27 protein-coding genes are annotated in these 26,573 nt (G+C 68.8%); 15 read left to right on the top strand and 12 right to left on the bottom strand.

Annotated elements, in window-relative coordinates:
* Window positions 1–38 precede the first annotated feature (38 nt).
* On the bottom strand, window positions 39–905 hold the full coding sequence (locus BWI15_RS20810; RefSeq protein ID WP_237771384.1) for a helix-turn-helix transcriptional regulator: 867 nt from the start codon (window positions 903–905) through the stop codon (window positions 39–41).
* 88 nt (window positions 906–993) lie between these two features.
* Here BWI15_RS20810 and BWI15_RS20805 point away from each other — a divergent pair, with 88 nt between their 5' ends.
* The 3 genes from BWI15_RS20805 to pyrH all read left to right on the top strand — a co-directional run bounded on the left by BWI15_RS20805 (window position 994) and on the right by pyrH (window position 2,844).
* Window positions 994–1,749, top strand: a complete 756-nt coding sequence (locus tag BWI15_RS20805; protein ID WP_077017151.1) for an SDR family oxidoreductase — start codon at window positions 994–996, stop codon at window positions 1,747–1,749.
* Window positions 1,750–1,839: 90 nt separating this feature from the next.
* Window positions 1,840–2,049 (top strand): 4-oxalocrotonate tautomerase family protein, encoded by a 210-nt coding sequence (locus BWI15_RS20800; RefSeq protein WP_077016167.1) that lies wholly within the window; start codon window positions 1,840–1,842, stop codon window positions 2,047–2,049.
* A gap of 87 nt (window positions 2,050–2,136) precedes the next feature.
* The gene (gene pyrH, locus BWI15_RS20795; RefSeq protein WP_077016166.1) at window positions 2,137–2,844 is read left to right on the top strand and encodes a UMP kinase; all 708 of its coding nucleotides are present in this window, start codon (window positions 2,137–2,139) and stop codon (window positions 2,842–2,844) included.
* Here pyrH and BWI15_RS39730 read toward each other — a convergent pair.
* Entirely contained in the window at window positions 2,837–3,775 is a 939-nt protein-coding gene (locus BWI15_RS39730) for a phosphotransferase family protein (RefSeq protein ID WP_077016165.1), read from the bottom strand. The genes pyrH and BWI15_RS39730 overlap by 8 nt on opposite strands.
* Entirely contained in the window at window positions 3,768–4,691 is a 924-nt protein-coding gene (locus BWI15_RS20785; protein ID WP_237771383.1) for a LysR family transcriptional regulator, read from the bottom strand. The genes BWI15_RS39730 and BWI15_RS20785 overlap by 8 nt, the downstream gene beginning before the upstream one ends.
* 50 nt (window positions 4,692–4,741) lie before the next feature.
* Between BWI15_RS20785 and BWI15_RS20780 the strand changes: the two genes are divergently transcribed.
* Both BWI15_RS20780 and BWI15_RS20775 read left to right on the top strand, forming a co-directional pair.
* On the top strand, window positions 4,742–5,647 hold the full coding sequence (locus BWI15_RS20780; RefSeq protein ID WP_077016164.1) for an NAD(P)H-binding protein: 906 nt from the start codon (window positions 4,742–4,744) through the stop codon (window positions 5,645–5,647).
* 150 nt (window positions 5,648–5,797) lie between these two features.
* A complete protein-coding gene (locus BWI15_RS20775; RefSeq protein ID WP_077016163.1) occupies window positions 5,798–7,798 on the top strand; it encodes an elongation factor G in 2,001 nt (666 codons plus the stop codon).
* On the opposite strand, the gene BWI15_RS20770 is transcribed toward BWI15_RS20775, so the two are convergent.
* Both BWI15_RS20770 and BWI15_RS20765 read right to left on the bottom strand, forming a co-directional pair.
* Entirely contained in the window at window positions 7,795–8,199 is a 405-nt protein-coding gene (locus BWI15_RS20770; RefSeq protein WP_077016162.1) for a VOC family protein, read from the bottom strand. The two genes, BWI15_RS20775 and BWI15_RS20770, sit on opposite strands and share 4 nt — an antisense overlap.
* Before the next feature lie 43 nt (window positions 8,200–8,242).
* A complete protein-coding gene (locus tag BWI15_RS20765) occupies window positions 8,243–8,704 on the bottom strand; it encodes a GNAT family N-acetyltransferase (RefSeq protein ID WP_077016161.1) in 462 nt (153 codons plus the stop codon).
* A 143-nt stretch (window positions 8,705–8,847) separates the two neighbouring features.
* Between BWI15_RS20765 and BWI15_RS20760 the strand changes: the two genes are divergently transcribed.
* Window positions 8,848–9,708: an RNA polymerase sigma-70 factor gene (locus tag BWI15_RS20760; RefSeq protein WP_077017149.1), complete on the top strand. Its 861-nt coding sequence runs from the start codon at window positions 8,848–8,850 to the stop codon at window positions 9,706–9,708.
* On the opposite strand, the gene BWI15_RS20755 is transcribed toward BWI15_RS20760, so the two are convergent.
* Entirely contained in the window at window positions 9,709–10,464 is a 756-nt protein-coding gene (locus tag BWI15_RS20755; protein WP_077016160.1) for a putative protein N(5)-glutamine methyltransferase, read from the bottom strand. It abuts the gene before it with no gap.
* Window positions 10,465–10,469: 5 nt separating this feature from the next.
* Window positions 10,470–11,360: a LysR family transcriptional regulator gene (locus tag BWI15_RS20750; RefSeq protein ID WP_077016159.1), complete on the bottom strand. Its 891-nt coding sequence runs from the start codon at window positions 11,358–11,360 to the stop codon at window positions 10,470–10,472.
* 92 nt (window positions 11,361–11,452) lie between these two features.
* Here BWI15_RS20750 and BWI15_RS20745 point away from each other — a divergent pair, with 92 nt between their 5' ends.
* From BWI15_RS20745 to BWI15_RS20715, 7 genes are all read left to right on the top strand, one after another.
* Window positions 11,453–12,436, top strand: coding sequence for a hydroxyacid dehydrogenase (locus tag BWI15_RS20745; RefSeq protein WP_077016158.1), 984 nt, complete (start codon window positions 11,453–11,455; stop codon window positions 12,434–12,436).
* 17 nt (window positions 12,437–12,453) lie between these two features.
* On the top strand, window positions 12,454–13,596 hold the full coding sequence (locus tag BWI15_RS20740) for a mandelate racemase/muconate lactonizing enzyme family protein (protein WP_077016157.1): 1,143 nt from the start codon (window positions 12,454–12,456) through the stop codon (window positions 13,594–13,596).
* Between the two features lie 13 nt (window positions 13,597–13,609).
* Window positions 13,610–14,917 (top strand): ABC transporter substrate-binding protein, encoded by a 1,308-nt coding sequence (locus BWI15_RS20735; RefSeq protein WP_077016156.1) that lies wholly within the window; start codon window positions 13,610–13,612, stop codon window positions 14,915–14,917.
* A 4-nt stretch (window positions 14,918–14,921) separates the two neighbouring features.
* Window positions 14,922–15,866: a carbohydrate ABC transporter permease gene (locus BWI15_RS20730; protein WP_077016155.1), complete on the top strand. Its 945-nt coding sequence runs from the start codon at window positions 14,922–14,924 to the stop codon at window positions 15,864–15,866.
* Window positions 15,856–16,710: a carbohydrate ABC transporter permease gene (locus tag BWI15_RS20725; RefSeq protein WP_083750913.1), complete on the top strand. Its 855-nt coding sequence runs from the start codon at window positions 15,856–15,858 to the stop codon at window positions 16,708–16,710. The genes BWI15_RS20730 and BWI15_RS20725 overlap by 11 nt, the downstream gene beginning before the upstream one ends.
* Before the next feature lie 4 nt (window positions 16,711–16,714).
* Window positions 16,715–17,500: a sugar phosphate isomerase/epimerase family protein gene (locus tag BWI15_RS20720; protein ID WP_077016153.1), complete on the top strand. Its 786-nt coding sequence runs from the start codon at window positions 16,715–16,717 to the stop codon at window positions 17,498–17,500.
* A gap of 80 nt (window positions 17,501–17,580) precedes the next feature.
* Window positions 17,581–17,922, top strand: a complete 342-nt coding sequence (locus tag BWI15_RS20715; protein WP_237771473.1) for a YciI family protein — start codon at window positions 17,581–17,583, stop codon at window positions 17,920–17,922.
* Between the two features lie 614 nt (window positions 17,923–18,536).
* Here BWI15_RS20715 and BWI15_RS20710 read toward each other — a convergent pair.
* The 5 genes from BWI15_RS20710 to BWI15_RS20690 form a co-directional block, all read right to left on the bottom strand.
* Window positions 18,537–19,439 (bottom strand): carbohydrate ABC transporter permease, encoded by a 903-nt coding sequence (locus tag BWI15_RS20710; protein WP_077016151.1) that lies wholly within the window; start codon window positions 19,437–19,439, stop codon window positions 18,537–18,539.
* Window positions 19,436–20,377 (bottom strand): carbohydrate ABC transporter permease, encoded by a 942-nt coding sequence (locus BWI15_RS20705; RefSeq protein ID WP_077016150.1) that lies wholly within the window; start codon window positions 20,375–20,377, stop codon window positions 19,436–19,438. Before BWI15_RS20705 ends, BWI15_RS20710 begins: the two co-directional genes overlap by 4 nt.
* Before the next feature lie 24 nt (window positions 20,378–20,401).
* Window positions 20,402–21,706: an extracellular solute-binding protein gene (locus BWI15_RS20700; RefSeq protein ID WP_077016149.1), complete on the bottom strand. Its 1,305-nt coding sequence runs from the start codon at window positions 21,704–21,706 to the stop codon at window positions 20,402–20,404.
* A gap of 93 nt (window positions 21,707–21,799) precedes the next feature.
* Window positions 21,800–22,837, bottom strand: a complete 1,038-nt coding sequence (locus BWI15_RS20695; RefSeq protein ID WP_077016148.1) for a LacI family DNA-binding transcriptional regulator — start codon at window positions 22,835–22,837, stop codon at window positions 21,800–21,802.
* Window positions 22,838–22,885: 48 nt separating this feature from the next.
* Window positions 22,886–23,599, bottom strand: coding sequence for an SDR family NAD(P)-dependent oxidoreductase (locus BWI15_RS20690; RefSeq protein ID WP_077016147.1), 714 nt, complete (start codon window positions 23,597–23,599; stop codon window positions 22,886–22,888).
* Window positions 23,600–23,654: 55 nt separating this feature from the next.
* Here BWI15_RS20690 and BWI15_RS20685 point away from each other — a divergent pair, with 55 nt between their 5' ends.
* Both BWI15_RS20685 and BWI15_RS20680 read left to right on the top strand, forming a co-directional pair.
* Entirely contained in the window at window positions 23,655–24,188 is a 534-nt protein-coding gene (locus tag BWI15_RS20685; RefSeq protein ID WP_077016146.1) for a MarR family winged helix-turn-helix transcriptional regulator, read from the top strand.
* 98 nt (window positions 24,189–24,286) lie between these two features.
* Complete coding sequence (locus BWI15_RS20680) at window positions 24,287–26,572, top strand: ATP-binding cassette domain-containing protein (RefSeq protein WP_077016145.1); 2,286 nt, start codon at window positions 24,287–24,289, stop codon at window positions 26,570–26,572.
* Window position 26,573 lies beyond the last annotated feature (1 nt).

Here is a 26,573-nt window from a genome sequence, read left to right as displayed (position 1 = left end):
TACTTCGCGACGGTCCCTCCAATCCGCAACCATGCGCCTCACAGATCGGGCAGTCGTGACGCGACTTGCTCGGTGCCAAGGACGGACAGCAGGTCGAGGAGGTCGGCACTGTCGGTACCGACCGCGGGAGTGAACCAGAGCAGCCGCTGTCGACCGTCCTCGCTGAACAGGTGCAGACAGTTGACCTCGATCAGGCCAAGGGTGGGGTGGTTGAGGCGTTTGCGGTCGCCGCGCCGGAATGCCACGTCGTGGTCGGCCCACAGCGCAGCGAATTCCGTGGAGGTGTCGAGCAGCGAGCTGATCATCGAGCCGGCCTCGGTGTCCTTGCCACCTCGTCTCGCGGCAGCCGCCCGCAGGTCGGCCACGAAGGCCCGGGACTGGTCGTCGTGGTCGGTTTCGGGATACAGCTGCCGGGCGTCGGGGTCGGTGAACCACCGATGGACGAAGCTGGCCCGCGCGCCCCGGAAGCCGGAGTGATCCCCGAGCAGCGCCACCGCCAGTGGATTCTGTACGAGGGTGACGTGCAGGTCGGTGATGACCTGTGCCGGTGTCGATGTCAGCCGGGCGAGCAGGTCGAGCATGCCGGGGTGGACGTGCGAGGCCGGTCCGCCGTGCGCGGGCACCGGGCGGTCGGCCAGATGGTAGAGGTAGTCGCGCTCGTCAGCAGTCAGACGCAGTGCTCTCGCCAACGCGGCGATCATCTGCTCGGAGGGCTGAGATCCTGCCCCGCGTTCGAGTTCGTTGTAGTAGTCCACCGAAGCGCCGGCGAGTTGTGCGACCTCGTCGCGGCGCAGGCCAGGAACCCGGCGGCGGGGGCCGTGGAGCAGTCCCACGTCCGCCGGGCGGATGCGTTCACGCCGCGAGCGCAGGAATGCACCGAGCTCGGCGTATTTCACAGAACCCATGCCTGCCATTCTGCGGTCGCCAGGGCCACTGGACACAGGGGATGTCATCCCCTGGTTCCGGCCACCTGTGCCGAGCATCGTGGACGACATGACTACGAACCAACCGACCCCGACAGCCGTACGGGTTGCCGTCGTCACCGGCGGATCCCGCGGCATCGGCCGGGCGGTATCCCTCGAGCTCGCCCGGGACGACCTTGCCGTCGTGGTGAACTACGCCCGCGACGTCGCTGCCGCCGAGGACACGGTGGCAGCGATCACTGCCGCCGGCGGGCGGGCGATCTCCACGCAGGCCGACGTCGCCGACGAGCACGCAGTCGCTGCCTTGTTCGACCGGGCGGAGCAAGAGTTCGGCGGTGTGGACGTCGTGGTGAACTGCGCCGGTCGGCTCGCTCTGTCACCCATCGCCGACCTCGATCTGGCGGTGCTCGACGCGGTGCACCGCACCAACACCCGCGGCACGTTCGTCGTCGCCCAGCAGGCGGCCCGGCGACTGCGCGCGGGCGGCTCGTTCGTCGGGTTCTCGACCTCCGTGGTCGGTACCCAGTTCCCCGGGTACGGCGCGTACGTGGCGAGCAAGGCTGCCATCGAGTCGATCACGCTGATTCTCGCCCGCGAGCTGCGCGCGCGGGACATCACCGTGAACACCATCGCGCCCGGCCCGACAGCCACGGACCTGTTCCTCGAAGGCAAGACGCCCGAGCAGATCGGCCGGCTCGCCAACACCCCGCCTCTGGAGCGGCTGGGCACGCCGGAAGACATCGCCCAGGTGGCCGCCTTCCTCACCAGCCCGGCAGGGCACTGGGTGAACGGCCAGGTCCTGCGGGCCAACGGTGGCATGGTGTGACCCCGCCGCCCTGAGCAGCATCTGACCCCGCCGGCAACGGCTGGGACACGTCCTCCGTATCACCGACGAACCCACTCGAGGAGAACACTCATGCCTTTCGCCAACTTCAAGGTTCCCGCGGGCACCCTCACCGCTGAGGACAAGCAGAAGATCGTCGAGCGCACCACCGACCTGTACGCGGAGATCTACGGCGAGCGGGCACGCCCCACCACCGTCGTCCTGATCGACGAGGTCGCCGACGGAGGCTGGGGCGTCGCCGGCAACGTCCTGACCGCCGCCATGCTCAACGGGAACGCCTGACACGTCCTCGATCGGTGAGCGGTCGGTCGGCCCCGTCAAATGTGATGGAATGCAAGACGGCCTGCTCACGACGTCGAGGAGAGATCCGTGTACGAGCGTCTGGTGTTGAAGTTGTCGGGGCAGGCGATCGCCGGGGAGGCGGAGTTCGGCTTCAGCAGTGAGCGGCTGACGCATCTGGCGACCGAGGTGCTCGCGGCGCGTGCGACCGGTGTCCAGGTGGCGGTGGTCGTGGGCGGCGGCAACGTGTTCCGGGGCAACCGGGCCGAGGACTGGGGCATCGACCGGGTCGAGGCGGACAACATCGGCATGCTCGGCACGGTGATCAACGCCGTGCTGCTGCGCGGACGGATCGCGGCGCTCGGCGACGTCGACGTACGGCTGATGACGGCGATCCCGATCAACAACCTGGCCGAGCCGTACATCCGCCTGCGCGCGATCCGGCACCTGGAGAAGGGCGCGATCGTGCTGCTCGGCTGCGGAAACGGGCAGCCGTTCACCACCACCGACTACCCGTCGGTGCAGCGCGCGGTCGAGCTCGGGGCGGACGCGCTGCTGGTCGCCAAGAACCGGGCCGACGGCATCTTCGACGCCGATCCGAACAAGGTGCCGACCGCGCGCCGGTTCGACCGGCTCGGCTATCAGGAGGTGATCGACCGGGACTTGCGGGTGATGGACCAGTCGGCGTTCATCCTGGCCCGCGATCACCAGCTCCCGCTGCACGTGTTCGACATCGACACGCCTGGTGCGGCGGCCGCGATCTGCCGCGGCGAGCACATCGGCACGCTGGTCAGCTGAGCCGCGCCAACTCCCCCGCGATCCGGTCCAGATGCGGCTGGAACCAGTCGCCGCCCGCGTCGAGCTCTGCCCGGAGCGCCACCGCCGACCACACGGCCCGGTACAGCGCGAACGTCTGCTCCAGCTCGGGAGTCAGCGCGAGCCCGTACCCGTCCAGTACGGCGGACGTCGCGCCGGCGCCGGCGATCGAGAACCGTGCGAGATCGAACAGCGGATCGCCGTACAAGGCGTCGCCCCAGTCGATGATCCCGGTCAGTACGCCGCCGGCGGCGTAGACGTGGCGGGGATGAAGATCGCCGTGCAGCAGCACCGGCTCCTCGGGTTCGGGCGTCCGGGCCGCGACGAGTTCTACCAGCCGCTCGCGGTGATCCGCCGGCAGCAACCCGGCGTCGACGAGTCCGTCCAGCGAGCCGACCTGATCCATCAGCAGCTCCGTCCAGGTCGGACGCAGCGCTCCACTCAGCAAACCGAAACCATCGCCACGAACCCGATGCAACTTCACGAGCTCGACCCCGACACTCGTGAGCACCCCGGTGTCGGACAGGCTGACCTCTCCCCCGGCGACGGCACGCTGAACCAGGTACTCCACCGATCCGTTGGTGCCCACAGCAACAATCTCCGGCGCGAGCACTCCCGCCTCAGCAGCCAGCGAGCAAGCCCGCGCTTCAGCAGTCAGACCCGGCCCGGACTTGACGTAGTACGTCTCCCCCGCGACCGTCCGAACCCGAAAGGTCTCGTTCCCGACGAACCCCTGCACAGGCTCGCTGGCCGCGACCGGCCCGATCAACGCGTCCGGCTCAATCAAGCGGAAGCCTCCGCGCCAGAAGATAGACGTAGGTGTGCGGTCAAGCACTCCGTCGAGGTTCTCGGCGTACCACTCGGCCAGTACGTCGTGGGCGGTGCGCAGCTCTTCGGTCTTCGGGTCAGTCATCGGCTCTCCGGCCGGTCGAGGTGGCGGCGCGGACGAGGGCCGCGGTGGCTGTCGAGCGGGATTGTTGCGGCCAGGCGATCGCCAGTTTCGCGGGTGGTGCGTCGCGCACCGGGCGGTACACGACACCTGAGCGGGGATAGCGGTCGGCCACCGACGCCGGTACGAGCGTGACCAGTTCGCGGAGCTCGACCAGCTTCAGCAGCTGCGGCAGATCCCGCACCCCGTGCCTGGCGATGAGCTGGTCGAGGTGCTCCTGCAACCGCACCGGATCGGCTGGAAGCCCGAGGTCGGACATGCTGATCTCGCCTCGGCGATCGTCAGCCAGTAAGTGGGATGCCCGGCCCTCGTCGGCCAGTGGGTGGGACGTCGCGAGGGCGGCGACGCGGGACTCGGTGGTGATCGTTTCAAAGTCCAATCCGGTGCTGTCGAACGGCTCGGGAATCAGCGCCGCGTCGGCATGCCCGTCGCGGACGAGTCCGGCCTGTTCGCCCCAGCCGCACAGCAGGACCTCGACGGGCAACGCCGCCGCTTCGGTCGCGAAGGCAGCGAGGATCGACTCGAGCAGCCCGGCGTCGCTGTCGGGCTTGACGGCCAGGACCAGCTTCGGCTCGGCACTCGCGGCGCGGCGCGCCCTCCGTCCGGCGGCGTCCAGAGCAGAGAGCGCGATCCGTGCGTCCTCGAGCAGCACTGATCCAGCAGCAGTCAGTACGACGCTGTGCGTGGTCCGCTCGAACAGCGTGACCCCGAGCTCGGACTCCAGTTTGCGGATCGCCCGCGACAACGGCGGAGCGGAGATGCCGAGTCGTTCCGCGGCGCGTGTGAAGTTCAGTTCCTCGCCGACGGCAACGAAGTAGCGCAGCGCCTGGGACTCGATGACCGACCTCCTCCGCGGTGTTGCTCTGAGGGTAACAACCACGTCCGGAACGATCCTTCAGCTTTCTCCCGGCCGCCACCAGGATCGATCACATGATCACCATCACCACTCCCACCGGCCAGATCGGCCGTACTGTCGTCGACCGCCTGCTCGGGGTCGCCGAGCTCCGCCTCCTGGCCCGCGATCCGGATCGCCTGCCGGCCGCCGTCCGGGCGAAGGCCGAGGTCGTGCAGGGCTCGCACGAAGATCCTGACGTGCTGGCCGAGGCGTGTTCCGGCGCGGAGAGCGTGTTCTGGCTCGTTCCCCCGAACGCGCAGGCCGCCGACCTCGACGAGTACTACCTGACCTTCGCCCGCGCCGCGGCCACGGCGTTCCGCACCACCGGCGTACGCCGGGTGGTCAACGTGTCGACGCTGGGCCGCGGGATCGCGCACGACGCCGGGCACCTGACGGCAGCCTTGGCCGCCGACGACGTCATCGCGGCCACTGGCGTCGACCAGCGAACGCTCTGCGCGCCCTACTTCCTGGAGAACTTCCTCAACGCGACAGCCTTCATCGCCGAGCACGGCATGTTCACCCTCCCGATGGACGGCGATCGTCCGCTGCGGACCATCGCGACCGCGGACATCGCGGCGGTGGCGGCCGAGCTCCTGCTCGACGACTCCTGGAGCGGTCGGCGCGACGTGCCGGTGATCGGCCCGGACGAGTTGACGCTCGACCAGATGGCGGAGGTGATGTCCGAGGTTCTCGGCCGGCCGGTGCGTTTCCAGCCGGCCGACGCCGAGCAGTACAAGGCCGCGTTGACCGCTCACGGGGTCAGTGCCGCCTCGGCCGACGGCCTGATCGCGATGGCCAGAGCGCAGAACGAGCAGCGGGTCTACGACAGCGCGCAGCGGGTCCCGCGGTCGGCGACGACCTGCTTCGCCGAATGGTGTGAGCAGGTGCTGAAGCCGGCGGTGGCGGCCTACGAGCGGGATCGGGCGGGCAGCGCCGGGTGACCCCGATCCGTCGGAAAAGGGTTTGCCGCCCGGATCAGGGCTTGTTCTACTCGTAGCGACCTGTCCCGCAGCAAAGGAGCGCCGAGATGCGACCTCGCTTCATGTCCACCTCGTTCCGCATCCACACCTGTACAAGGGACATGAAGCTGCGTGAAAGCACTGAACTTGGGGATTCTGGCGCATGTCGACGCCGGTAAGACCAGCCTGACCGAGCGGCTGCTGTACGCCGCCGGAGTCATCGACGCGGTCGGCAGCGTCGACGACGGCAGTACCCAGACCGACTCGCTCGCGCTCGAGCGGCAGCGCGGGATCACGATCAAGTCGGCCGTGGTCTCGTTCGCGCTCGGCGACGTCACCGTGAACCTGATCGACACACCGGGCCACCCGGATTTCATCGCCGAGGTGGAACGGGTGCTCGGCGTGCTCGACGGTGCCGTGCTGGTGGTGTCGGCGGTCGAGGGCGTGCAGGCCCAGACCCGGATCCTGATGCGCACGCTGCAGCGGCTGCGGATCCCGACGCTGATCTTCGTCAACAAGATCGACCGTGCCGGCGCCCGGCACGAGTCGTTGCTGTGCGACCTGGCCGCCAAGCTCTCGCCGTCGGTCGTGGCGATGGGCGCGACCGTCGATCGCGGGACCCCCGACGCGGCCTTCACGCCGTACGGGGTGAGTGATCCGGCGTTCGGGCTCAGCCTGGTCGAGTTGCTCGCCGAGCACGACGACCGGTGGCTGGAAACGTTCGTGGAGAACGAGAACGCGCTCTCCGGCGACGCGCTGTGGGCCGGCCTGGCCGAGCAGACGCGCGGGGCGCTGGTGCATCCAGTGTACTTCGGATCGGCGATCACCGGCGCCGGGACGCAACCGCTGATCGCGGGGATCCGGGAACTGCTGCCCGCGCCGGAAGGCGATCGCGAAGCGCCGGTCGTGGGATCGGTGTTCAAGGTCGAGCGTGGCCCGGCCGGCGAGAAGATCGCCTACGTGCGGATGTTCAGCGGTGAGCTGCGGACCCGCGACCGGGTGCGTTTCGGTGCCGGCCGGGAGGCGAAGGTCACCGCGATCAGGGTCTTCGACGCCGGGACGACGACCACGAGCCACAGTGTCGCGGCCGGTCAGATCGGCCAGCTCTGGGGTCTCACCGAGGTCCGGATCGGCGACGAGCTCACCACCGGTCCGGTCGCGGACTGCGAGAGCAAGCGGGAGAGCGCGTTCTTCGCTCCCCCGACGCTGGAAACCGTCGTCGTACCGGCCCGCGCGTCGGACCGGGGGAACCTGCAGAGCGCGCTCTCCCAGCTCGCCGAGCAGGACCCGCTGATCAACCTGCGCCAGGACGACGTGCGCCAGGAGACCTCGGTCTCGCTGTACGGCGAAGTGCAGAAGGAGGTCGTCCAGACGACTCTGGCGACCGAGTACGGGCTCGACGTGAGCTTCCGCGAGACCACGACGATCCACATCGAGCGGCTCGACGGGATCGGCGCGGCGGTGGAGTTCAACAAGGTCGACCCGAACCCGTTCCTGGCCACGATCGGGCTCCGGGTCGAGCCGGCCGCGCCCGGCGCCGGGGTGTCGTTCGAGCTGGAGGTCGAGCTCGGGTCGATGCCGTTCGCGTTCATCAAAGCGGTCGAGGACACGGTGCACGAGACGCTGCGGCAGGGTCTGTACGGGTGGGAGATTCCCGACGCCCGCGTAGTCATGACCCACTCGGGCTACTCGGCTCGGCAAAGCCACGCGCACGCGGTCTTCGACAAGAGCATGTCGAGCACGGCTGGGGACTTCCGGTTGCTGACCCCGTTGGTGCTGACGACGGCGCTACGCCGAGCGGGCACGACCGTGCATGAGCCGATGCACCGGTTCCAACTGGAGCTTCCGACCGATGCGGTCCGCGGAGTGCTGGCGGCGCTGGCCAAGCTGCGGGCGATCCCGCGGGTGCCGGCGCTCGACCAGGACGTCTCCGTGCTGGAAGGCGAGATCCCCGCCTCGGCCGTCCATCAATTGGAGCAGCAACTTCCCGCCCTCACGCGAGGTGAAGGTGTCCTGGAGTCGGCGTTCGAGCGGTACCAGCCCGTGATCGGTGCGGTCCCCCGGCGGGAACGCACCGATCACGATCCGCTGAACCGCCGGGAGTATCTGCTGCACGTGCTCAGAAGGGTTTAAACAAAGAGGCAGAAGGGATGGCCGGCCGGGTCGAGCAGCACGCGCACCGAGTCCTGCGGCTGGAACTCGGGCAGCACGGCGCCCTGGGCAACGGCGTACTGGGTGGCCGCGTCCAGGTCGTCGACCGCGATGTCGAGGTGCTGCGTCGCGTTCTGCGCGCCGGGCTCGGCCGGCCAGCGCGGCCGTTTCCACTGCTCCTCGTACTCGAAGTTCAGCGTGACCTCGCCGCTGCCCTCGGCGGCGCGGATCTGCGCCCAGCCGTCGGCCGCCGGATGCCCTTCGCGGGGCCCCTCGCTGGTGGTCACCGGCCGCCCGAGCAGCCGCGAGTAGAACTCCGCCAGCGCCCGGGGGTCCGGGGCCATGATGGTCACCGAGGTGACCTGAAGACTCAGTCCGTCCATTACCCAGACGCTACCAACGCCGGCCGACAGCTCCGGCCGCCTCTCAATCGGTGGTCAGCAGCACCGAGTGCGGACGGAACCCGTGCCGCTCGTAGACCCGCAGTGCGGTTTCGTTGGTCGCGTACGCGTTCACCTCGAGCCGTGCCGCGCCCCGCTCGCGGGCCCAGCCGACGAAGCCGTCGATCAGCCGGCCCGCGACTCCCCCGCCGCGCACTTCGGGCCGGACGTACATGCTCACCAGCTCGGCGCGCGGTGCGGTCCACATCTCGGAAACCGGCAGCAAGTTGCCGATCAGGTGGCCGGCCACGGAGTCGTCCTTCGTTGCCACCAGCACCAAGGCGGCCGGATCGGCGAGCAACCCAGCACACCACGAGTCGCCGTACGTCGCGGGCCAGGCGGTGTTGCGCAGGTGATCGCGCTGCCCGGCGTCCTCCGCGAACAGTGCGGCGCACGACGCGACCAGTCCGTCGAGGTCACCCGCGGTCGCCGTACGGACAGTCGTCATCGAACAGCCCCTCCCGAACCGATGGATCCGGTCAGCGTACGGCGATCCGGGTGTCACACCGTCGGGCCGGCCGGTGTCTGATGCTCGTCACCGCGACCGACGAGGAGAACCAGATGGCACCACCCGGCCGTAGGGTCGATCCCATGACCGATCCGTTCGTCGTCCACCGGAACCTGCTGTTCACGGTGGCCTACGAGATGCTCGGGTCGGCGGCGGACGCGGAGGACGTGCTGCAGGAGTCGTGGCTGCGGTGGGCCGACGTCGACCAGTCGCAGATCAACGAGCCCCGCGCGTACCTGGTCCGGATCGTGACGCGGCAGGCGCTGAACCGGCTGCGCACCCTGGCGCGGCGGCGCGAGGACTACGTCGGCGAGTGGCTGCCCGAACCGCTGCTGACCAGTCCGGACATCGCGGACGACGTGGAGCTGGCCGACAGCGTGTCGATCGCGATGCTGACCGTACTGGAGACGCTCGGTCCGACCGAGCGCGCGGTGTTCGTGCTGCGCGAGGTCTTCGAACTCCCGTACGGCGAGATCGCGGAGGCGACCGGGAAGTCGCCGGCGGCGGTGCGGCAGATCGCGAAGCGGGCCCGGGAGCACGTCGCGGCGAGACGGCCACGGGTGCAGGTGAGCCGGTCCGAGCAGCGGACCGTGGTGGAGCGGTTCCAGCGGGCGCTGCGGACCGGGCAGGTCCAGGAGCTGCTGGAAGTGATGGCACCGGACGTCGTGCTGGTCTCCGACGGTGGCGGGGTCGTGACCGCCGCGCGGGTGCCGATCCACGGTGCCCAGGTGGTGGCGAAGCTGCTGGCGCGGGCGTACCAGGTGAACGACATCACGATGGCGCCGCTGTGGCTGAACGGGGCGCCGGCGTTCCGGATCCAGGTCGGCGAGCAGTTCGGCACGGTGAGCGTGGAGATCGAGGACGGGAAGATCAGCCGGATCTTCGCGATCGTCAATCCGCACAAACTGACCCGCCTGGACGAGGCGGCAGAACTCGCGCGGTGATCAGTCGCGCGTGCCGATCACCGTGGTGGCGAAGTCGTCTTCGTCGGTGCTGATGGTGGTTCGTAGACCGGCGGCGGTCAGGAGCTCCGCGGCCACGGGTGCTTGTTCGGCGCTCGCTTCGGTGAAGAGGTGGCCGCCCGGCGCGAGCCAGTCAGCGGCGTCGGCGGCGACCCGGCGGAGCAGGTCGAGGCCGTCGGCGCCGCCGTCGAGGGTCAGGCGCGGTTCGTGCAGGCGGGCTTCGGCGGGCAGGAACTGTACGTCGTCGGTGGGGACGTAGGGCACGTTCGCGAGCAGGATGCCGACGCGTCCTCGCAGGTCGGTCGGCAGGGCGTCGTAGAGGTCGCCTTCGAAGACCTGCGCGGCGGGCAGGTTGCGGCGGGCGTTCTTGACGGCGGCCGGGTGCAGGTCCGCGGCGTACAGGCTCACCCCCGGTACGGCGGTCGCGACGGCGAGGCCGAGAGCGCCGGATCCGCAGCACAGGTCGACGACGACCGCGTCGGGGCGGCAGCGGGCGATCGCCTCGTCGACCAGGTGTTCGGTCCGGCGGCGCGGCACAAAAACGTCCGGATCGATTGCGATCCTCAGCCCGTGGAACGACGCCCAGCCGAGCACCTGCTCCAGCGGCAGGCCGGAGATCCGCTCGTCGACCATCCGCGCGACCTCATCCGGGCCGGCAGCCGTGGCGATGATCAGTTCGGCTTCTTCCTCGGCGAAGACGCAGCCGGCCGCACGCAATGTGGCGACGACGGATTCCAACGTTTCTACTCCTCCAACTGCGGTTGCTGTCGCAGTGACTCTGCCAGACGCTGAAGGGCGGGATTCGGGCTGTCCGGGCTCCAGCAGGCGTGCAGGGTGACCGAGTGCGCGTCGGCGGCGTCGAGCTCGCGGTAGCGAACGCCCTCGACACCCATCGCCATGATCGAACGCGGGATCAGCGCGCACCCGAGACCGGCTCGGACCAGCGCGAGCATCGTCGGGACCTGCGACGCGAGCTGGCTGACGGCGTACCGGTTCATGCCGATCATCGCGGCGCAGATGTCGTGCAGATAGCGCGATCCCTCGGGGCTGTAGCCGATGTACTCGTCGGTGACGTCGGCCAGCGTCACGGGCGCGTCTCCGGTCGCGAGCTTGTGGTCGGCGGGTACGGCGAGCACCAGGTCCTCGGTGTGCACGAGCAGCGACTCGAAGCCGTCCGGGATCGGCGGGCGGACCATGCCGAGGTCGATCTCCAGGTTCGCCAGCGCCTCGTACTGGTCGGGGCTGACCAGCTCGGTCAGCTCGACGCTGACCGCGGGGATCCGCCGGTTCACCATCGCCAGGAAGTCGGCCAGTACGGCGTACGCGCCGATCGCGGTGAACGCGAGCCGCAACGTGCCGGTCTGCCCCTCGGCTGCGCGCCGGGTCGCCTCGGGCGCGACCTCGAGCAGCGCGAGCACCCGGTGAGCGTGCTCCAGGAACACGCCGCCGGCCGCGGTCAGCCGCACTCCCCTGCCGGTCCGGTCGAACAGGCTGACGCCGAGAGAGCGCTCCAGGGCCTGGATCTGGCGGGTCAGCGGCGGCTGGGTCATGTTCAGCCGCTGGGCGGCGCGGCCGAAATGCTGCTCCTCGGCGACCGCGGCGAAGCCTCTGAGCTGTTGCAGTGAGACGTCCATGCGCCCTCGGTATCGATCGATGCGGAATCGGGCTTGGACGAGCATAACGGAAAGCCCTTACCTTCGGACCAGTCGACAGGTGAGGAGCCCAAGTGACCAAGCTGGCCGTGGTGATGACGCCGGAGCGCGCCGAGGACGTGATCAGCCCGCAGACCCGGGAGCTGATCGAGGCGAAGTTCGCGGTGACCTGGGCTCCGGAGACCAGCCCGGAAACGGTGAACGCGCTCTCCCGTGAAGCTGACGTGGTGCTGACCAGCTGGGGTACGCCGCACCTGGACAAGTCGATCTGGTCGGACGGCAGCGGCCCGAAGGTGGTCGCGCACGCGGCCGGCTCGGTGAAGAAGCTGGTCGACCCGGCGATCTTCGACTCCGGCGTCGCGGTCTTCTCCGCCGGTGGCCGGATCGCCTGGTCGGTCGGCGAGTACTGCCTCGCCTCGATGCTGACGCTGGCTCGCCGGCTCCCCCGCTTCGACGGCGCGATCCGCGCGGGCGGCTGGAAGCAGACGGCCTACCGCGGGCACGAACTGGCGGGCGCGAAGGTCGGGATCCTCGGTGCGAGCTCGACAGCGCGGGCCCTGATCACGTTGCTGAAGCCGTTCGGGTGCGACGTCGTCGTTCACGACCCGTACCTGAGCGACGAGCGCGCCGCGGAACTCGGGGTCCGGCGGGCGGACCTCGAGGAGACGCTGCAGGCGGGATTCGTGAGTCTGCACGTGCCCGACGTACCGGAGACGAAGGGGCTGGTGACGCGGAAGCTGATCGAGCGGCTTCCGGACGACGCGGTGGTCGTGAACTCGTCGCGGGGGCCGGCGATCGATCAGCAGGCGTTGCTGGAGCACGCGCTGGACGGCCGGATCTACGCCGCCCTCGACGTGTACGACCCCGAGCCGCCGACGCTGGAGCAAAAGGTGCTCGAGGCACCCAACCTGCTGCTCACCCCGCACGTCGCGGGCGACACCGAAGAGGGCCATCTCGCACTGGCGGGTTACGTGATCGCCGATGTCCTGCAGTACCTCGACCACGGCACGCGCGGCCCCGGCTACGTCGACCCGTCCTCCTGGTCGATCCAGGCCTGAGCGGAAGGAGGATCGCGATGTCGCGGATCAGATCGGTCGAGGTGTTCGCCGTCGCGGTGCCGTTCGCGCGGCAGTTCGTGCTCGGCAGCGGTGCGGTCGGCAGCCCGGACCAACGGCCCGACCAGGCCGGTGCCGTGATGTTCGTGAAGCTCACCACCGAGGACGGCGTGGTCGGGTGGGGAGAGCAGAGAGCGCTCCCCAGCTGGAGCTACGAGACCGCCGAGACCATCGCGGTGGTGATCAACCGGCACCTGACCCCGATCCTGCTGGAGCTGACCCCGTTCGACGTGGAGCTGTTCCACCAGCAGGCGGCCAAGCGCCTCAGCCCGTCGGTGTCGAACGGCTTCCCGTTCGCCCGCGCGGCCGTCGACCTCGCGATGCACGACGCGGCCGGCAAGCTGGCCGGCGTGCCGGTGCACGCGCTGCTCGGCGGCAAGGTGCACGACGAGATCCCGCTCTGCTCGGCGATCGGGGTCGGTGCGCCGGAGATCGTGCGCGAGCACGCCCGGCAGTCGTCGGACTATGCGGCGTACAAGGTGAAGATCGGTGGCGACCCCGACCAGGACGCCGCCGCGATCGAGGCGGTGGCGGAGGTCGCCGGCGCCAAACCGTTGTGGCTCGACGCGAACCAGTCCTACCGCCCGAGCGCCCTCAGGCAACTACTCGACCGGACGCGCGACATCCGCACGATCCACTGCGTTGAGCAGCCCGTGCCGAGCACCGACCTGCTCGCGATGCGTAGGCTGCGCGGACTGATTGACCTGCCGGTCGCGATCGACGAGGGCAGCTTCACCGCGCAGGATCTGGCCCGTACGCTGCAACTGGACGCCGCGGACCTGGTCGTGATCAAGGTCGCCAAGTCCGGTGGCCTGCGCAACGCGCTGAAGACCGCCCAGGTCGCGCTCTCCGGCGGTCTCGAGATTCTCTCCAGCGGCCTGACCGACTGCGGCATCGGCTTCGCGGCCGCGCTGCACGTGTTCAGCCAGCTGGAACTGGCACTGCCCGCCGAGCTGAACGGGCCGGAGCTGCTGTCCGACCTGTACGTCGAGGGACTGACCATCACCAAGGCCGTCGCGACGGTCCCCACCGCCCCTGGCCTGGGCGTCGAGGTCGACGAGGAGCGGATCCGCGCCGAGTCGATCGACCTGCTCTTCACCTGAGGAGTTCCCCCTGATGCAGACACAGCTGTCCCGCCGCAGCTTGCTCAAGCTGACCGGCCTGGCCGGCCTCGGCGCAGCCGCCGCCGGTTGCTCGTCCGGCCCACCGTCCGGTGCCGCGAGCTGGGCCATGTGGTCCAGCAGCCCGGCCGAACGCAAGGTGTGGGAGGACTTCAGCGCGTACGTCGAACGCGAGCTGAAGATCAAGTCCGTCCCGAACCTCACTCCCTCCAGCGGCTACCCGACCAAACTCGACCTGCAACTGGTCAGCGGCACGGCCAGCCTGGTCACCGCGCTGAACGGCACCCTGATCCCGACGTACGCCGCCCGCGGTGCGCACCGCCCCCTGGACGACCTGATCACCCAAGACCCCGACTTCGATCTCGGCGACTTCTACCAGCCGATCCGCACGATCAGCACGTTCAACGAGCAGACCTACGGCATCGGCTTCGACGTCGCGCCGACGGTGCTGTACTACAACAAGACGCTGCTGCAGAAGCAGGGCATCGCACTGCCGTCGCGGACCGAGCCGATGACGTGGGCGGCGTTCCGCGACCTGGCCAAGGAGCTGACCCGGCCACCGGACCAGTACGGCTTCAGCTGCGCGCCGGCCATCGACGACCTGGTGTCGTGGATCTACTGCGCCGGCGGCAACGTGATGAACGCCGACGCGACCAGGAGCGCGCTCAACGCGCCGGAAGCGATGGAGGCGATCCAGTTCGTCGTCGACCTGTTCGTCAAGGACAAGGTCACGCCGCCGATCGCGAACCTGGTGACCGAGAGCTCGCTGTCCAACTTCCTCGAGGGCAACGTCGCGTTCATGCAGAACGGGCCGTGGCAGGTGGTCAACGTGCGGAAGGCAAAGTTCGACTGGGACATCGTCCCGTTCCCGGCCGGCGCGGCCGGCAGTACGCCGCGGGTGTCGGGGTCGAGCTTCGCGATCCCGGCCAAGGTCCGCGGCGACGACCTCGAGCTGGCCTGGAAGCTGCTCAAGACGCTGACCAGCAAAGGGGCCCTCGACATCTATGCCCGGGCCGGCCGCAACAATCCCGCCCGGCTGTCGGCGGGCAGCGCCTTCAAGCCGCCGCCGGACAATCTCGGCATCGTGCAGGACATCCTGGCCGGCAAGGTCGCGGGCGGGCATCCGTTCGACGTGACCACGAACTGGAACCAGGTCAAGCAACTGCTCGGCCAGGACCTGCCGAGGACGTTCCTCGGGCAGGTCACGGTCAAGGAGGCGATCGACGGCCTGACGCCGCGCCTCGACGTCCTGATGGAGCAGCACCAGGACAACATCCGCCAAGCCTCGGCCCGGAAGGGGTGACCCGATGGCCGTCGACACCCTGCCCGCCACCACCGCGGCAGCAGCGCCCCACCAGCGGCCGGCCGGCGCCAGGAAGTCCAGGAACCGCGAGGCGCTCACCGCGTGGCTGTTCATCCTGCCCAGCCTGATCGGCTTCCTGATCTTCACCGCCGGACCGGTTCTCGCGGCCGGCGTGATCAGCCTGCTGAACTGGAACCTGTTCAGCTCCCCGACGTGGGCCGGCCTCAAGAACTTCGCCCGGCTCGGTCCCGACCCGACGTTCTGGTCCGCGCTCGGCAACACGGCGTACTTCACCTTCGTCAGCGTGCCGGTCACGATCCTGGTCAGCCTGGCGCTGGCGCTGCTGCTGAACGAGGGCGTTCGCCGGATCGCGGTCTTCCGCTCGCTGCTGCTCTTGCCCTACGCAACGATCACGGTCGCGGTCGCGTTCGTCTGGATCTGGCTCTACATCCCGCACGACGGCCTGGTGAACGCCGTGCTCGGGCTGGTCGGGATCGACGGGCCGGCCTGGCTGATCTCCGACGGCTGGGCGATGCCCGCGCTGATCGCGATGAGCGTGTGGAAGAGCTTCGGCTTCGGCATGGTGGTGTTCCTGGCCGGGCTGCAGGCGATCCCGCAGCAGCTGTACGAGGCCGCGAAGGTGGACGGCAGCAACGCGGTCCAGACGTTTCGCAACGTCACGCTGCCGATGCTGTCGCCCGCGCTGTTCTTCGTCGTGGTGACGTCGATCATCGGCTCGTTCCAGGTCTTCGACCAGGCCCTGATCATGACCAACGGCGGTCCGGGCTCGAGGACCACGACGCTGGTGATGTACATCTACCGGACCGGCTTCGAGAACTACGACCAGGGGTACGCCGCGGCGCAGTCGCTGGTCCTGTTCGGCTTCATCGTGGTGATCACCGCGGCCCAGTTCCTGCTCCAGCGGAGGCTCGTCCACTATGACAACTAACGCGCTCGCTCCCCTGCGCACCAACCCGGTGGCGACCCGGAAGCTGGTCGTGTTCGCCTGCTTCGTGGTCACCGCGGTGACACTGGTGCCGGTCGTGATGATGGTGCTGGTGGCGTTCCAGTCCGACGCCGAGTCGATGGCCGCGCGGCCGTCGTTCTGGCCGAGCAGCTGGCACCCGGAGAACCTGACCCGCGCCTTCGACCTGGTCCCGCTGGGCCGCTACCTGGTGAACACGGTGATCTTCGCGGCCGGTACGACGCTGCTGGAGACCGTGACGGCCGCGCTCGCGGCGTACGCGTTCGCCCGGCTGCAGTTCCCGGGCCGGACCTGGTTGTTCGGCGTCTATCTGGCGACGCTGATGATCCCGTCGCAGGTGACGCTGATCCCGCAGTTCGTGCTGGTGGCCAAGCTGCAGGGGATCGACACCTGGCCGGGCATGATCCTGCCGCACGCGTTCACCGCGCTCGGCGTGTTCCTGCTGCGGCAGTTCTTCCTCGGGATCCCGCGCGACTACGAAGAGGCCGCACGTCTCGACGGTGCGAACCGGTGGCAGGCGTTCATCCGGGTGATCGTGCCGCTCGCGGTGCCGGCGATCGCGACGCTGGCGGTGTTCAAGTTCATCGGGCAGTGGAACAACCTGCTGTGGCCGCTCGTGATCTCGAACACCGACGCGACCCGGACCGCGGCGGTCGGGCTGCAGGTGTTCCAGGACACCAACGGCACCCAGTGGAACCTGTTGCTGATGGCAGCGACCATCACCACCGTGCCGCTGATCGTGCTGTTCTTCCTCACCCAACGCTGGTTCGTCAAGGGCATCACCATGAGTGGACTCGGAGGCCGCTGACCCCATGAACTACATCTGGTCCGTTTTCACCAAACCGTGGGCCGAGCTGCCCGGTGACGAGCTGGGCGCGCTCGTCGCCGGACTCGGCTTCACCGGCGCGGAGATCCCCGTCCGGGACACGGCGTACGTGACGCCGGCGACCGCGGAGAAGCTGCTGCCGCAGTTCACCGAGCAACTCCGGGCGGCCGGCGTCGAGCCGATCAGCATCGCCAGTGGGCTCGACGAATCCATCTTCGCGGCGGCGGCCTCGGCCGGTGTCCCGATGATCCGGATCATGGCCGAGCTCGGCCCGGACGGCTACGCGGCATCGGTACGACGCAAGCGCGAGCAGCTCGAGGCCGCGGCCGGCCACGCCGCCCAGTACGGCGTACAGGTCGGGGTGCAGCCGCACCACGGCAAGTTCGTTGCCTCGACGCTCGGTGTCGTGCAATTGCTCGACGGACTGCCGGAGCAGTTCAAGGTGGTCTGGGATGCGGCGCACGACGTACTGGCCGGTGACGATCCGTTGATCACGCTCGACCTGGCCAAGGACCGGCTCGGCATCGTCAACCTGAAGAACGTCACGTACGTCGCGACCGAACCCAGCGGCGATGTCGGGGGCGCCTGGAAGCCTTGGTTCGTTCAGGGCTCCGAAGGCATGGCCAACTGGTCGAGCGCGTTCACCACGCTGGAGTCCCTCGGCTGGACCGGGCCGATCTGTTTGACCGGTCAGTATTCCGATGCGTCGGTGCCGGTCACGCGGCGACTTGAGATCGACCTCGCCGCGGCGAAAGCGGCTGCCGGTCAGTAGACCGTGCGGAGCCGGTGTCGAGCTGACGGCACCGGCTCCGACGTAGCCTCGGACGGAACCGAGGAGGCGACGTGAAGTACATGGTGCTGATCTACGGCAACGAGGAGACCTGGAAGGCCCTGGAGGCCGAAGGGATGGAGTCGGTGCACGACGTGCACCGCGCCCTGCTGGCCGAGACGCGGGCCAGTGGTGAGTTGATCGAGGCCCAGGGACTCACCACGTCGGGGTCACGGGTGGTCCAGGTGCGGGACAACGCGCCGGCGGTGACGGACGGGCCGTTCACCGAGGCAAAGGAAGTGCTGGCCGGCTACTACCTGTTCGAGTGCGACCTGGAGCGGGCGACCGAACTGGCCGGGCGGCTGGTGGAGGCGAGGTACTCCCCGGTCGAGGTCCGGGGAATCATCCAGCCGTTCGACGAGTGATTCGTTTCCAGCGACTTGCCGGGCTCAGCTCGGCGTTGACCTGAGACCGGCGAGTCGCTGCTGCAGCCGGGTGTTCTAGCTGGGACGTACCGGCGCGAGGATGACCCCACCTGTGGCGGGTTGATCACCCATCCCGCGGCCACCCCGGACGAACACCGTCGCGCCCTGCTCGGGTGCCGCAGCACCGTCGCGCAGACGCAGGGTGGTGGTCAGACCGTTGCTCAAGGTCAGAACCGCCACGCGTCGCGGCCGCCCGGCCGGGATCGACGAGCTCACCTCGTGGATGCCGGTACAGACCGCTGGTTGGATCGAAGCCCTGCCGAGCGCTGACGTGCCGTGACTCCTCACATCACGGCGCTGCTCGGCGAGCCGCCTCATGGCTGACACAGATCCCCCTCCTCATCGGGTCCCCCGAGGGACAGTTGAAAGACACAACTGTCGCCGGTGCAACGGTTTTCGCAACACCGACGCGAGCACAGTTGCCGCACTCCGGCACGCCTCACCGCAACGGAGTGATCACGGCAGCCTTGCTGACAGTGACGACGTTTTCAAGGGATGAGGTCAGGTTTCCCGCCTGCCGGAACGCTTGTCCGCCCAGCGCGTTCGGGCTGGACCTACTGGCCCCCGAATCCGGTGGTCGCGATGCCCTTGATGATCTGGCGCTGGAAGAACAGGAACACCACGACCAGCGGAAGTGCGGCCAGGATCGCCGAGGCCATGTTCTGCGCGTACTGCAGGCCGTACGCGCTCTTCACGGTCTGCAGACCGACCGGCAACGTCATCAGGTCGGCGTCGGTGGTGACGATGAACGGCCACAGGAAGTTGTTCCACGCACCGATGAAAACGAAGATCGCGACCGCGGCGAGAATTGGCCGCGACAACGGCAGCACGATCGACCAGAACACCCGCAGCCGGTGCGCGCCGTCGACCCGGGCGGCGTCTTCCAGCTCGACCGGGATCTGGTCGAAGAAGCGTTTCAGGATCAGCACCATCGCCGGCGCGAACGCCTGCGGCAGGATGATTCCCCAGTAGGTGTCGACCAGGTCGAAAGCAAGCATCTGGCGAAACAGCGGAACGATCAGCAGCTGCGGCGGAATGATGATCGCGGCGATGATCGCGGCGTACAGCCAGCGCCGGCCGTGGAAGCTGATCCGGGAGAACGCGTAGCCGGCCAGCGCCGAGGTGGCGACTGTGATGACCGTGATCAGCACCGAGGTGAGCAGGCTGTTCCACGCCCACAGCGGGATGTCGCCGGCGCTGAGCACCTTGCGGTAGGCATCGAGGCTGAACCCGTCGGGCGGACTGAGGCTCAGGGTCGACGCTCCGGCGTCGGCCTCGCTTTTCAGCGAGGTGAGGATCGCCCACGCGAACGGGACCAGCCAGGTCCCGGCCAGGAACGCGAGGATCAGCAGCGCGACCATCCGCGACACGCTCCACGGGTTCTCCCCCGGCTTGTGGCCCCGCCGGTACGCCGCCTTGTTGCGCTGAAGACCTCTCGACAGGGTGTAGGTGCTCACTGGGCGCTCCTGCGGTTGATCAGCTTGTACTGCGCGATCGAGATCGCCACGATGATCGCGAAGAAGAGGTAGGAGATCGCGGACGAGTAGCCGAACCGGTAACCGGTGAAGCCGGCCTCGTAGATGTACTGCACGATCGGCCGGGTGGAGCCGGCCGGGCCACCGTTGGTGAGCATGTAGATCTGGTCGAACACCTTGAGCGACGCGAGGACCTGCAGCGTCAGGATCAGCGCGGTGGTCGGCGCGAGCTGCGGGATCACGATCGAGAACAGCTGGCGCCACTTGCCGGCGCCGTCGATCGCGGCCGCCTCGAACTGCTGCTCGGGGATGTTCTGCAATGCGGCCAGGTAGAGCAGGAAGTTGAACCCGATCGTCCACCACAGCGTGGTCAGGACGACCGAGATCATCGCCACGTTCGGGTTCTGCAGCCAGGCGATCGGCGCGATGCCGAACTCGGCCAGCACGCCGTTGAACAACCCCAGCTTCGGGTTGTACATCCAGGCCCAGAACAGCACCACGACGGTCGAGGCCAGCAGGTAGGGCAGGAAGAACGACAGCCGCCACAACCAGCGGCCGGGCAGCCCGAGGTTGACCAGTAGCGCGAAGGCCAGCGACAGCACAACCAGCGGGATCGTGCTCAGCACCGTGAACCACACAGTGTTGCCGAACGACCTCCACATGTCGGGATCGCCGAGCGCCTCGGCGTAGTTGGCGAACCCGACCAGGTCGCTGTTCGCGCCGGTCAGGGTCTCACCGGTGAAGCTCAGGTAGAGCCCGTAGCCGGCCGGGACCACCAGGAACAGCACGAACAGCACCGCGAACGGCGCCGCGAAGGCCCATCCGGTCAGTGACTCGTCGCGCCTCGCCCGGACGGCGCCGGCTCTCTTGCCGTTCGCGACCACCACCTCGGCGGCCGGGCTGTCGACTGCTGTCGGCATCGCGATCTCCCTCTCTGGATCAGCTCAGACCGGTTGCGGGCGGTCGAGCAGCTTGTTCAGCCGCCGCACGAACCCGTCGAAGCCGGCCGCCGGGTCCCCGCTGCCGAGATAGACGTTCTGCAGGTTCTCCGCGAAGTAGTTGGTGAAGTCGCTGCCGGCGCCGCTGAACCAGACGTCCGGGTCGTAGTTGACGTACGCCGGGATGCCGACGTAGTTCGACTGCGGCTTCAGCGCGAGGTACTCCGGGCTCTTCACCACCGGCTGGTACGCCGGGATGTGCCCGCCGCCCTCCGCCCAGGTGACCGAGCGCTTCAGCAGCTCGGCGACCAACTGGTAGGTGTGGCGGCGACGTTCGGGATCCGTTCTCGACTGCCGTGGCAGCACGAAGGTGTGCGAGTCGGCGTACGCGGCCTGCTGCCCGAACAGCGCCGGGATCGGCATCGCGTCGAACGGCATCTTGGAGTCCTTCAGCACCGGCAGTTCCCACACGCCGCCGAACAGCAAGCCGCTCTCGCCGTGCAGGAACTCACTGACCGCCGTGCCGCCGTCACCGCTGCGGGTGGCGATCGTGTCGTTCAGCAACGACCGCACGAAGTCGAGCACCTTCACCGCGGCCGCCTGGTCGGCCTCGGCCTTCGTACCGGGCACGAGCTTCAGTTCCGCGCCGGTCTGGCGGTAGAAGGTGTAGAAGAGCCGCCACATCTGCGCCGGGTCACTCAGGTAGCCGTACGACAGACCGTGCTTGCCGGTGACCTTCTGCAGCTTCGTCGCGACCTCGACGAACTGCTCGGGGCTGTCCATCGCCGCGATCGCGTCGATGACGCCGGCCTTCTCGGCGTGCTGGGTGTTGTAGTAGAGCACGAACGGATGCGTGTCGAGCGCGATCGAGTACAGCTTGCCGTTGTACAGGCCCTTCTGCCAGACCAGCGGCGGGAAGTCCCTCTCGTGCACGCCGACCTCGGCGAGCAGGTTGACGTCCCACGGCTCGAGCAGCCCGCCGGGCGCGTAGCCGGCGATCCGGGACGCGTGCATGACTGCCAGATCCGGCGCGCGTCCGCCGGCCGAGGCCATCGCCAGCTTGGTGTAGTACGGCGCTCCCCAGGCGAGCACGGTCTGCTCGGCGCGAAATCCGGCGTTCATCGCGTTCACGGCGTCGACCAGGCCGGCCATCACGATGCCGTCGCCGCCGCTCATCAGGTGCCAGTAGCTGAGTTCGTCGGTGGAACCGCGAGCGCCCGGCGCGCAGCCGAGCAGCAGGCTCCCACCGGCCAGCGCGGCGGCTCCGGAGAGCAGACGGCGCCGGGAAATCTGACCATCGAACGGTGTCATGGGCGGTGTCCCTTCGCAGGCGGCACCGATCATTACATCGTTGCAATGCGCTGACAAGACCTGACGATCATGGTTTTTGTCGGAACGTGTTGCCTAACGTGCGGTGCTGGCGCGGGTCACCAGACGATGCGGTACGACGATCCGGCGCGGCGTCGCGGCGGGGTCGGACATCCGCTCGGCGAGCAGGTCCAGGGCCGACGCGACGAAGTGCCGGCGGTCGAAGTCGACGGTGGTCAGCGGCGGCACCGTGTACCGGCTCTCGAGGATGTTGTCGAAGCCGGCGACCGCGCAGCGCTCCGGTACGGCGACGCCTGCCGACCACAGGGCCGACAACGCGCCGCTGGCGATCGTGTCGGTGAAGCAGAAGATCGCGTCCGGCGGTTCGTGCTGTTCCAGGTACTCGCCGACGACCGTCGCGGCGCCTTCGGGGCTCCACCGGTCCAGGCCGATCTCGAGCGCCGGGTCGTAGCAGCCCGCCGCCGTGAGCACTTCACGGTAGCCGATCACGCGCAGCCGGGCGGCCGCCGTACCGGCCGAGTCGGTGCGGCCGCCGACCCGGCCGGTGCGGTTGGGAACTTCCGGCGTGCCGACCGCGGCGATCCGGTGGTAGCCCTGGTCGACGAGGTGCTGGGTCATGTCGCGCGCGGCACTGACGTTGTCGATGCAGACCTGGCTGACGACGTCCTGGTCGACGTCCCCGATCAGTACGACGGGCGGCAGTGGGCCGGCCGACATGACCGCGCTGTCGTCGAGGTTGACCGGGTTGAGGATCAGGCCGTCGATCTGGTGCGACCGGGCCTTCGAGAGCAGGTCGTACTCGCGGTCGGGCTCGGCGGCGGTCTGCTCGATCTGCACACCCCAGCCGCGCTCGTGCGCGAGCTCGACGACCAGGTGGGTGATCTCGGCGGAGTAGGGCCGGAGCAGATCGGGCAGCGCCAGGCCGATCATCCCGGACCGGCCGTTGCGCAGGCCGCGGGCGCTCAGGTTCGGCACGTAGTCGAGCTCGCTGAGTGCCTGTTCGACCTTGGCCCGGGTTTCCGGCCGGACGAAGACCACGCCGTTGATGACGTTCGACACCGTCTTCGGGGACACCCCGGCCCGCTTGGCGACGTCCTTGACGGTGGCACGCATGGGCCCATTCTCACCGACGCGCCGGCGACCTTGCGGACGCGTTCGTTGTCATCGGGTGGTGAGCGCACCGCCGTTCACGTGCAGGACCTGCCCGGTGAGGTGCCGCGCGCCGGGCGAGGCGAGGAAGTGGATCACCGCGGCCACGTCCTCCGGCGTACCGGCCCGGCCTGTCATGGTCGAGTCCACCAGCCAGCGGCGCCGCTCGTCGGACAGCTTGCCCTGGAAGAACTCGGTCTGCGCGGTGTATCCGGGAGCCACCACGTTGGAGGTGATCCCGCGCGGTCCGAGCTCGGCGGCCAGATCCAGGCTCCAGGTGGCGAGTGCGGACTTCGCAGCGCCGTACGAGCCGCCGCCGCGAGTTCCGGCGATCGAGCCGAGGTGGATCGCGGCCGTCGTGAGCCGCGGCGCCACCGCGGTGGTGGTCAGCACTGCGGAGACCACGTTCGCGGTGTAGTTGGCGAGCCAGTTCGCTGCCAGTTGGCCGAGATCCCCACCGGCGTCGGGAGCGCTGAGGTCGGTGTTGCCCCCGGCATTGTTCACCAGTACGTCGACTCGCTCCGGCAGCGCCGCGGCCAGTTCGGCGACCTGCGCCGGATCCGTCGCGTCGCACACGACGGCTTCGCAGCCCAACTCGTCGGCAGCCTGCTTCAGGACGTCGGCCCGCCGCCCGGTGATCACCACCTGGTCGCCGTCCGCGCGGAACAGCGCTGCCGCACGGCCGATTCCGGCCGCTCCCCCGGTCACCACGATCGTTCTGGGCACGCGTTCTCCTCTCGTTTAGGTCTAAATGTTTAGGTCTAAACGTAGCATGGCCCGCATGGCCGACAAGTTCTCCGACTCCTATCCGCTGGACGCTCCAAGCAGTTACCCCGCGGTGGAGATCGCGCGGGCCTGGCAGCGGGAACGGCCCGGTGTGCCGACCGAGTCGATCGGGATCGTCACTCCCCTGTGGCGACTGGCCAAGCTGTTCGCGGACGACCGGCGGCGACTGCTGGCCGAACTCGGCGTCGACCCCGCGACGCTGGACCTGCTCAGCGTGTTGCGGCGCAGCGGGCCGCCGTACGAGTTGAGCACGCGGGAGCTGACGGCTCGCACGCTGGTGACGGCCGGCGCGATCTCACAGCGGGTACGGCGGGCCGAGGAGTCGGGCCTCGTCAGCCGCCGGACCGAAGACGCGCGGCTGGTGGTCGTGTCGCTGACGCCCGCCGGCCACGAGCTGATCGAGCGAACCGTCGACCAAGTGCTGACCCGCGAGGCGGAGCTGGTGTCGTCGCTCGACGCGGGGCAGCGCGAGCAGCTGGGCCGGCAGCTGCAGGAGCTGCTGGACGCCGTCCAGGCACGCTTGGGCTGAACTCGAAGCTTCACCGACGGTTGAAGGTTCTGCGGTGGCGTCGGGCGGGCTGGCGGCATCAAAGCTTTTATGGACGCTTCAATGAGACGATTGAAGGCATGCCTTTTACGCGTTCGACCGACGACACCGCCGACAGCCACGACGTGATCCAGGTCCGCGGAGCCCGCGAGAACAACCTCAGCGGAGTCTCGCTGGACATCCCCAAACGCCGCCTGACCGTCTTCACCGGGGTCTCCGGCTCCGGCAAGTCCTCACTGGTCTTCGGCACGATCGCCGCGGAGTCCCAGCGGCTGATCAACGAGACCTACACCGCTTTCGTGCAGAACTTCATGCCCAGCCTGTCGCGGCCCGACGTCGACTCGCTGCGCAACCTGAGCGCCGCGATCATCGTCGACCAGGAACGCATCGGCGCCAACGCCCGCTCGACGGTCGGCACCGCGACCGACGCGCACACGATGCTGCGGATCCTGTTCAGCCGGATCGGTACACCGTACGCCGGGCCGCCGTCGGCGTTCAGCTTCAACCGGGCCGAGGGCATGTGCCCGGTCTGCGAGGGCCTCGGCAAGGCGACCGAGGTCGACCTCGACGAGCTGGTCGACCGCGACAAGTCGCTGAACCAGGACGCGATCAAGGCGCCCGGGTTCGGCGTCGGCACCTGGTACTGGCAGCTGTTCGCGCAGTCCGGGATGTTCGACCCCGATCTGCCGCTGCGCGACTACCCCGCCGAGCTGTGGGACAAGTTCCTGTACTCGCCGACGACCAAGGTCAAGGTCGGCACGAGCAACCTCACCTTCGAGGGACTCGTGGTCAAGGTGAAGAAGCAGTACCTGGGCAAGGACCGCGACGCGATGCAGAGCGCGGCGCGGGCGTTCGCGGATCGCGCGCTGAAGCTCGGGCGGTGCCCGGAGTGCGACGGCGCGCGGCTCAACGCCGCGGCGTTGGCGGTGCGGATCGACGGGGTCGGCATCGCGCAGTGCTCGGCGATGCAGATCAGCGACCTGGCCGAGTTCGTCCGCGGGATCGACGACCCGTCGGTCGGGCCGATGCTGGAAGGGCTGCGCGAGACGCTCGAGTCGATGGTCGACATCGGGCTGGGATACCTCAGCCTGGACCGCGAGTCGGGCACGCTGTCCGGCGGTGAGGCGCAGCGGGTGAAGCTGGTCCGGCACCTCGGGTCCGCGCTGACCGACGTCACCTACGTCTTCGACGAGCCGACCGTCGGCCTGCACCCGCACGACATTCAGCGCATGAACGAACTGCTGCTGCAACTGAAGAACAAGGGCAACACCGTGCTGGTCGTCGAGCACAAACCGGAAACGATCCGGATCGCCGACCACGTCGTCGACCTCGGGCCCGGCGCGGGTCTGGCCGGTGGGCGGCTGTGCTACGCCGGCGACGTGAAGGGTCTGCTGAAGTCCGGCACGCTGACTGGCAGATATTTGGACCACAAGGTCGCACTACGCGACCACGTCCGCACCCCGACCGGCAGCCTGCGGATCGAAGAGGCGAATCTGCACAACCTGCAGGACGTCAGTGTGGAGGCTCCGCTCGGTGTCCTCACGGTCGTCACCGGCGTCGCGGGCTCGGGCAAGAGCTCGCTGATCCACGGCTCACTGGCCGGCCGCGATGGCGTGATCGTCGCCGGGCAGGACCCGATCCGCGGGTCGCGGCGCAGCAACCCCGCGACGTACACGGGGCTGCTGGATCCGATCCGGGCCGAGTTCGCCAAGGCCAACAAGGTGAAACCGGGGCTGTTCAGCGCGAACTCCGTCGGCGCCTGCCCGACCTGCAAGGGCATCGGGCTGGTCTACACCGACCTCGGCATGATGGCCGAGGTGTCGTCGGTGTGCGAACAGTGCAACGGCGCCCGGTTCACCCCGGAGGTGCTGGCCTACCAGTTGCGCGGCAAGAACATCAGCGAGGTCCTGCGGATGACGGTCACCGAGGCACGGGAGTTCTTCCCGCGCGGGCCGTCGCGGACGATCCTGGACCGGCTCAACTCGGTCGGCCTGGGATATCTGAGCCTTGGGCAACCACTCACCACCCTGTCCGGGGGCGAACGCCAGCGGATGAAGCTGGCGATCAACATGAGCAAGCGCGGATCGATCTACATCCTCGACGAGCCGACCACCGGCCTGCACCTGGCCGACGTCGACCAGCTGCTGACGATGCTGGACGGGTTGGTCGACGACGGCAACACGGTGATCGTGATCGAGCACCACCAAGCCGTGATGGCGCACGCCGACTGGCTGATCGACCTCGGCCCGGGCGCCGGCCACGACGGCGGCCGGATCGTCTTCGAAGGCACCCCGGCCGACCTTGTCGAGTCCAGCGCCTCGCTCACCGCCGAACACCTGCGCCAGTACGTCGGCGCGACGGCCTGAT

Origin of the sequence: Kribbella sp. ALI-6-A (genome assembly GCF_001984195.1) — a bacterium.
Lineage (GTDB): Bacteria > Actinomycetota > Actinomycetes > Propionibacteriales > Kribbellaceae > Kribbella.
Note: the sequence above shows the minus strand (reverse complement) of the source record. Positions and strands in the feature narration are given on the sequence as shown.

Coding starts and splice junctions, on each gene's coding strand:
- BWI15_RS20810 (WP_237771384.1), bottom strand. CDS start 905: ATGGGTTCTGTGAAATACGCCGAGCTCGGTGCATTCCTGCGCTCGCGG.
- BWI15_RS20805 (WP_077017151.1), top strand. CDS start 994: ATGACTACGAACCAACCGACCCCGACAGCCGTACGGGTTGCCGTCGTC.
- BWI15_RS20800 (WP_077016167.1), top strand. CDS start 1,840: ATGCCTTTCGCCAACTTCAAGGTTCCCGCGGGCACCCTCACCGCTGAG.
- BWI15_RS39730 (WP_077016165.1), bottom strand. CDS start 3,775: ATGACTGACCCGAAGACCGAAGAGCTGCGCACCGCCCACGACGTACTG.
- BWI15_RS20780 (WP_077016164.1), top strand. CDS start 4,742: ATGATCACCATCACCACTCCCACCGGCCAGATCGGCCGTACTGTCGTC.
- BWI15_RS20770 (WP_077016162.1), bottom strand. CDS start 8,199: ATGGACGGACTGAGTCTTCAGGTCACCTCGGTGACCATCATGGCCCCG.
- BWI15_RS20765 (WP_077016161.1), bottom strand. CDS start 8,704: ATGACGACTGTCCGTACGGCGACCGCGGGTGACCTCGACGGACTGGTC.
- BWI15_RS20760 (WP_077017149.1), top strand. CDS start 8,848: ATGACCGATCCGTTCGTCGTCCACCGGAACCTGCTGTTCACGGTGGCC.
- BWI15_RS20750 (WP_077016159.1), bottom strand. CDS start 11,360: ATGGACGTCTCACTGCAACAGCTCAGAGGCTTCGCCGCGGTCGCCGAG.
- BWI15_RS20740 (WP_077016157.1), top strand. CDS start 12,454: ATGTCGCGGATCAGATCGGTCGAGGTGTTCGCCGTCGCGGTGCCGTTC.
- BWI15_RS20735 (WP_077016156.1), top strand. CDS start 13,610: ATGCAGACACAGCTGTCCCGCCGCAGCTTGCTCAAGCTGACCGGCCTG.
- BWI15_RS20730 (WP_077016155.1), top strand. CDS start 14,922: ATGGCCGTCGACACCCTGCCCGCCACCACCGCGGCAGCAGCGCCCCAC.
- BWI15_RS20725 (WP_083750913.1), top strand. CDS start 15,856: ATGACAACTAACGCGCTCGCTCCCCTGCGCACCAACCCGGTGGCGACC.
- BWI15_RS20720 (WP_077016153.1), top strand. CDS start 16,715: ATGAACTACATCTGGTCCGTTTTCACCAAACCGTGGGCCGAGCTGCCC.
- BWI15_RS20715 (WP_237771473.1), top strand. CDS start 17,581: ATGGTGCTGATCTACGGCAACGAGGAGACCTGGAAGGCCCTGGAGGCC.
- BWI15_RS20705 (WP_077016150.1), bottom strand. CDS start 20,377: ATGCCGACAGCAGTCGACAGCCCGGCCGCCGAGGTGGTGGTCGCGAAC.
- BWI15_RS20700 (WP_077016149.1), bottom strand. CDS start 21,706: ATGACACCGTTCGATGGTCAGATTTCCCGGCGCCGTCTGCTCTCCGGA.
- BWI15_RS20695 (WP_077016148.1), bottom strand. CDS start 22,837: ATGCGTGCCACCGTCAAGGACGTCGCCAAGCGGGCCGGGGTGTCCCCG.
- BWI15_RS20685 (WP_077016146.1), top strand. CDS start 23,655: ATGGCCGACAAGTTCTCCGACTCCTATCCGCTGGACGCTCCAAGCAGT.
- BWI15_RS20680 (WP_077016145.1), top strand. CDS start 24,287: ATGCCTTTTACGCGTTCGACCGACGACACCGCCGACAGCCACGACGTG.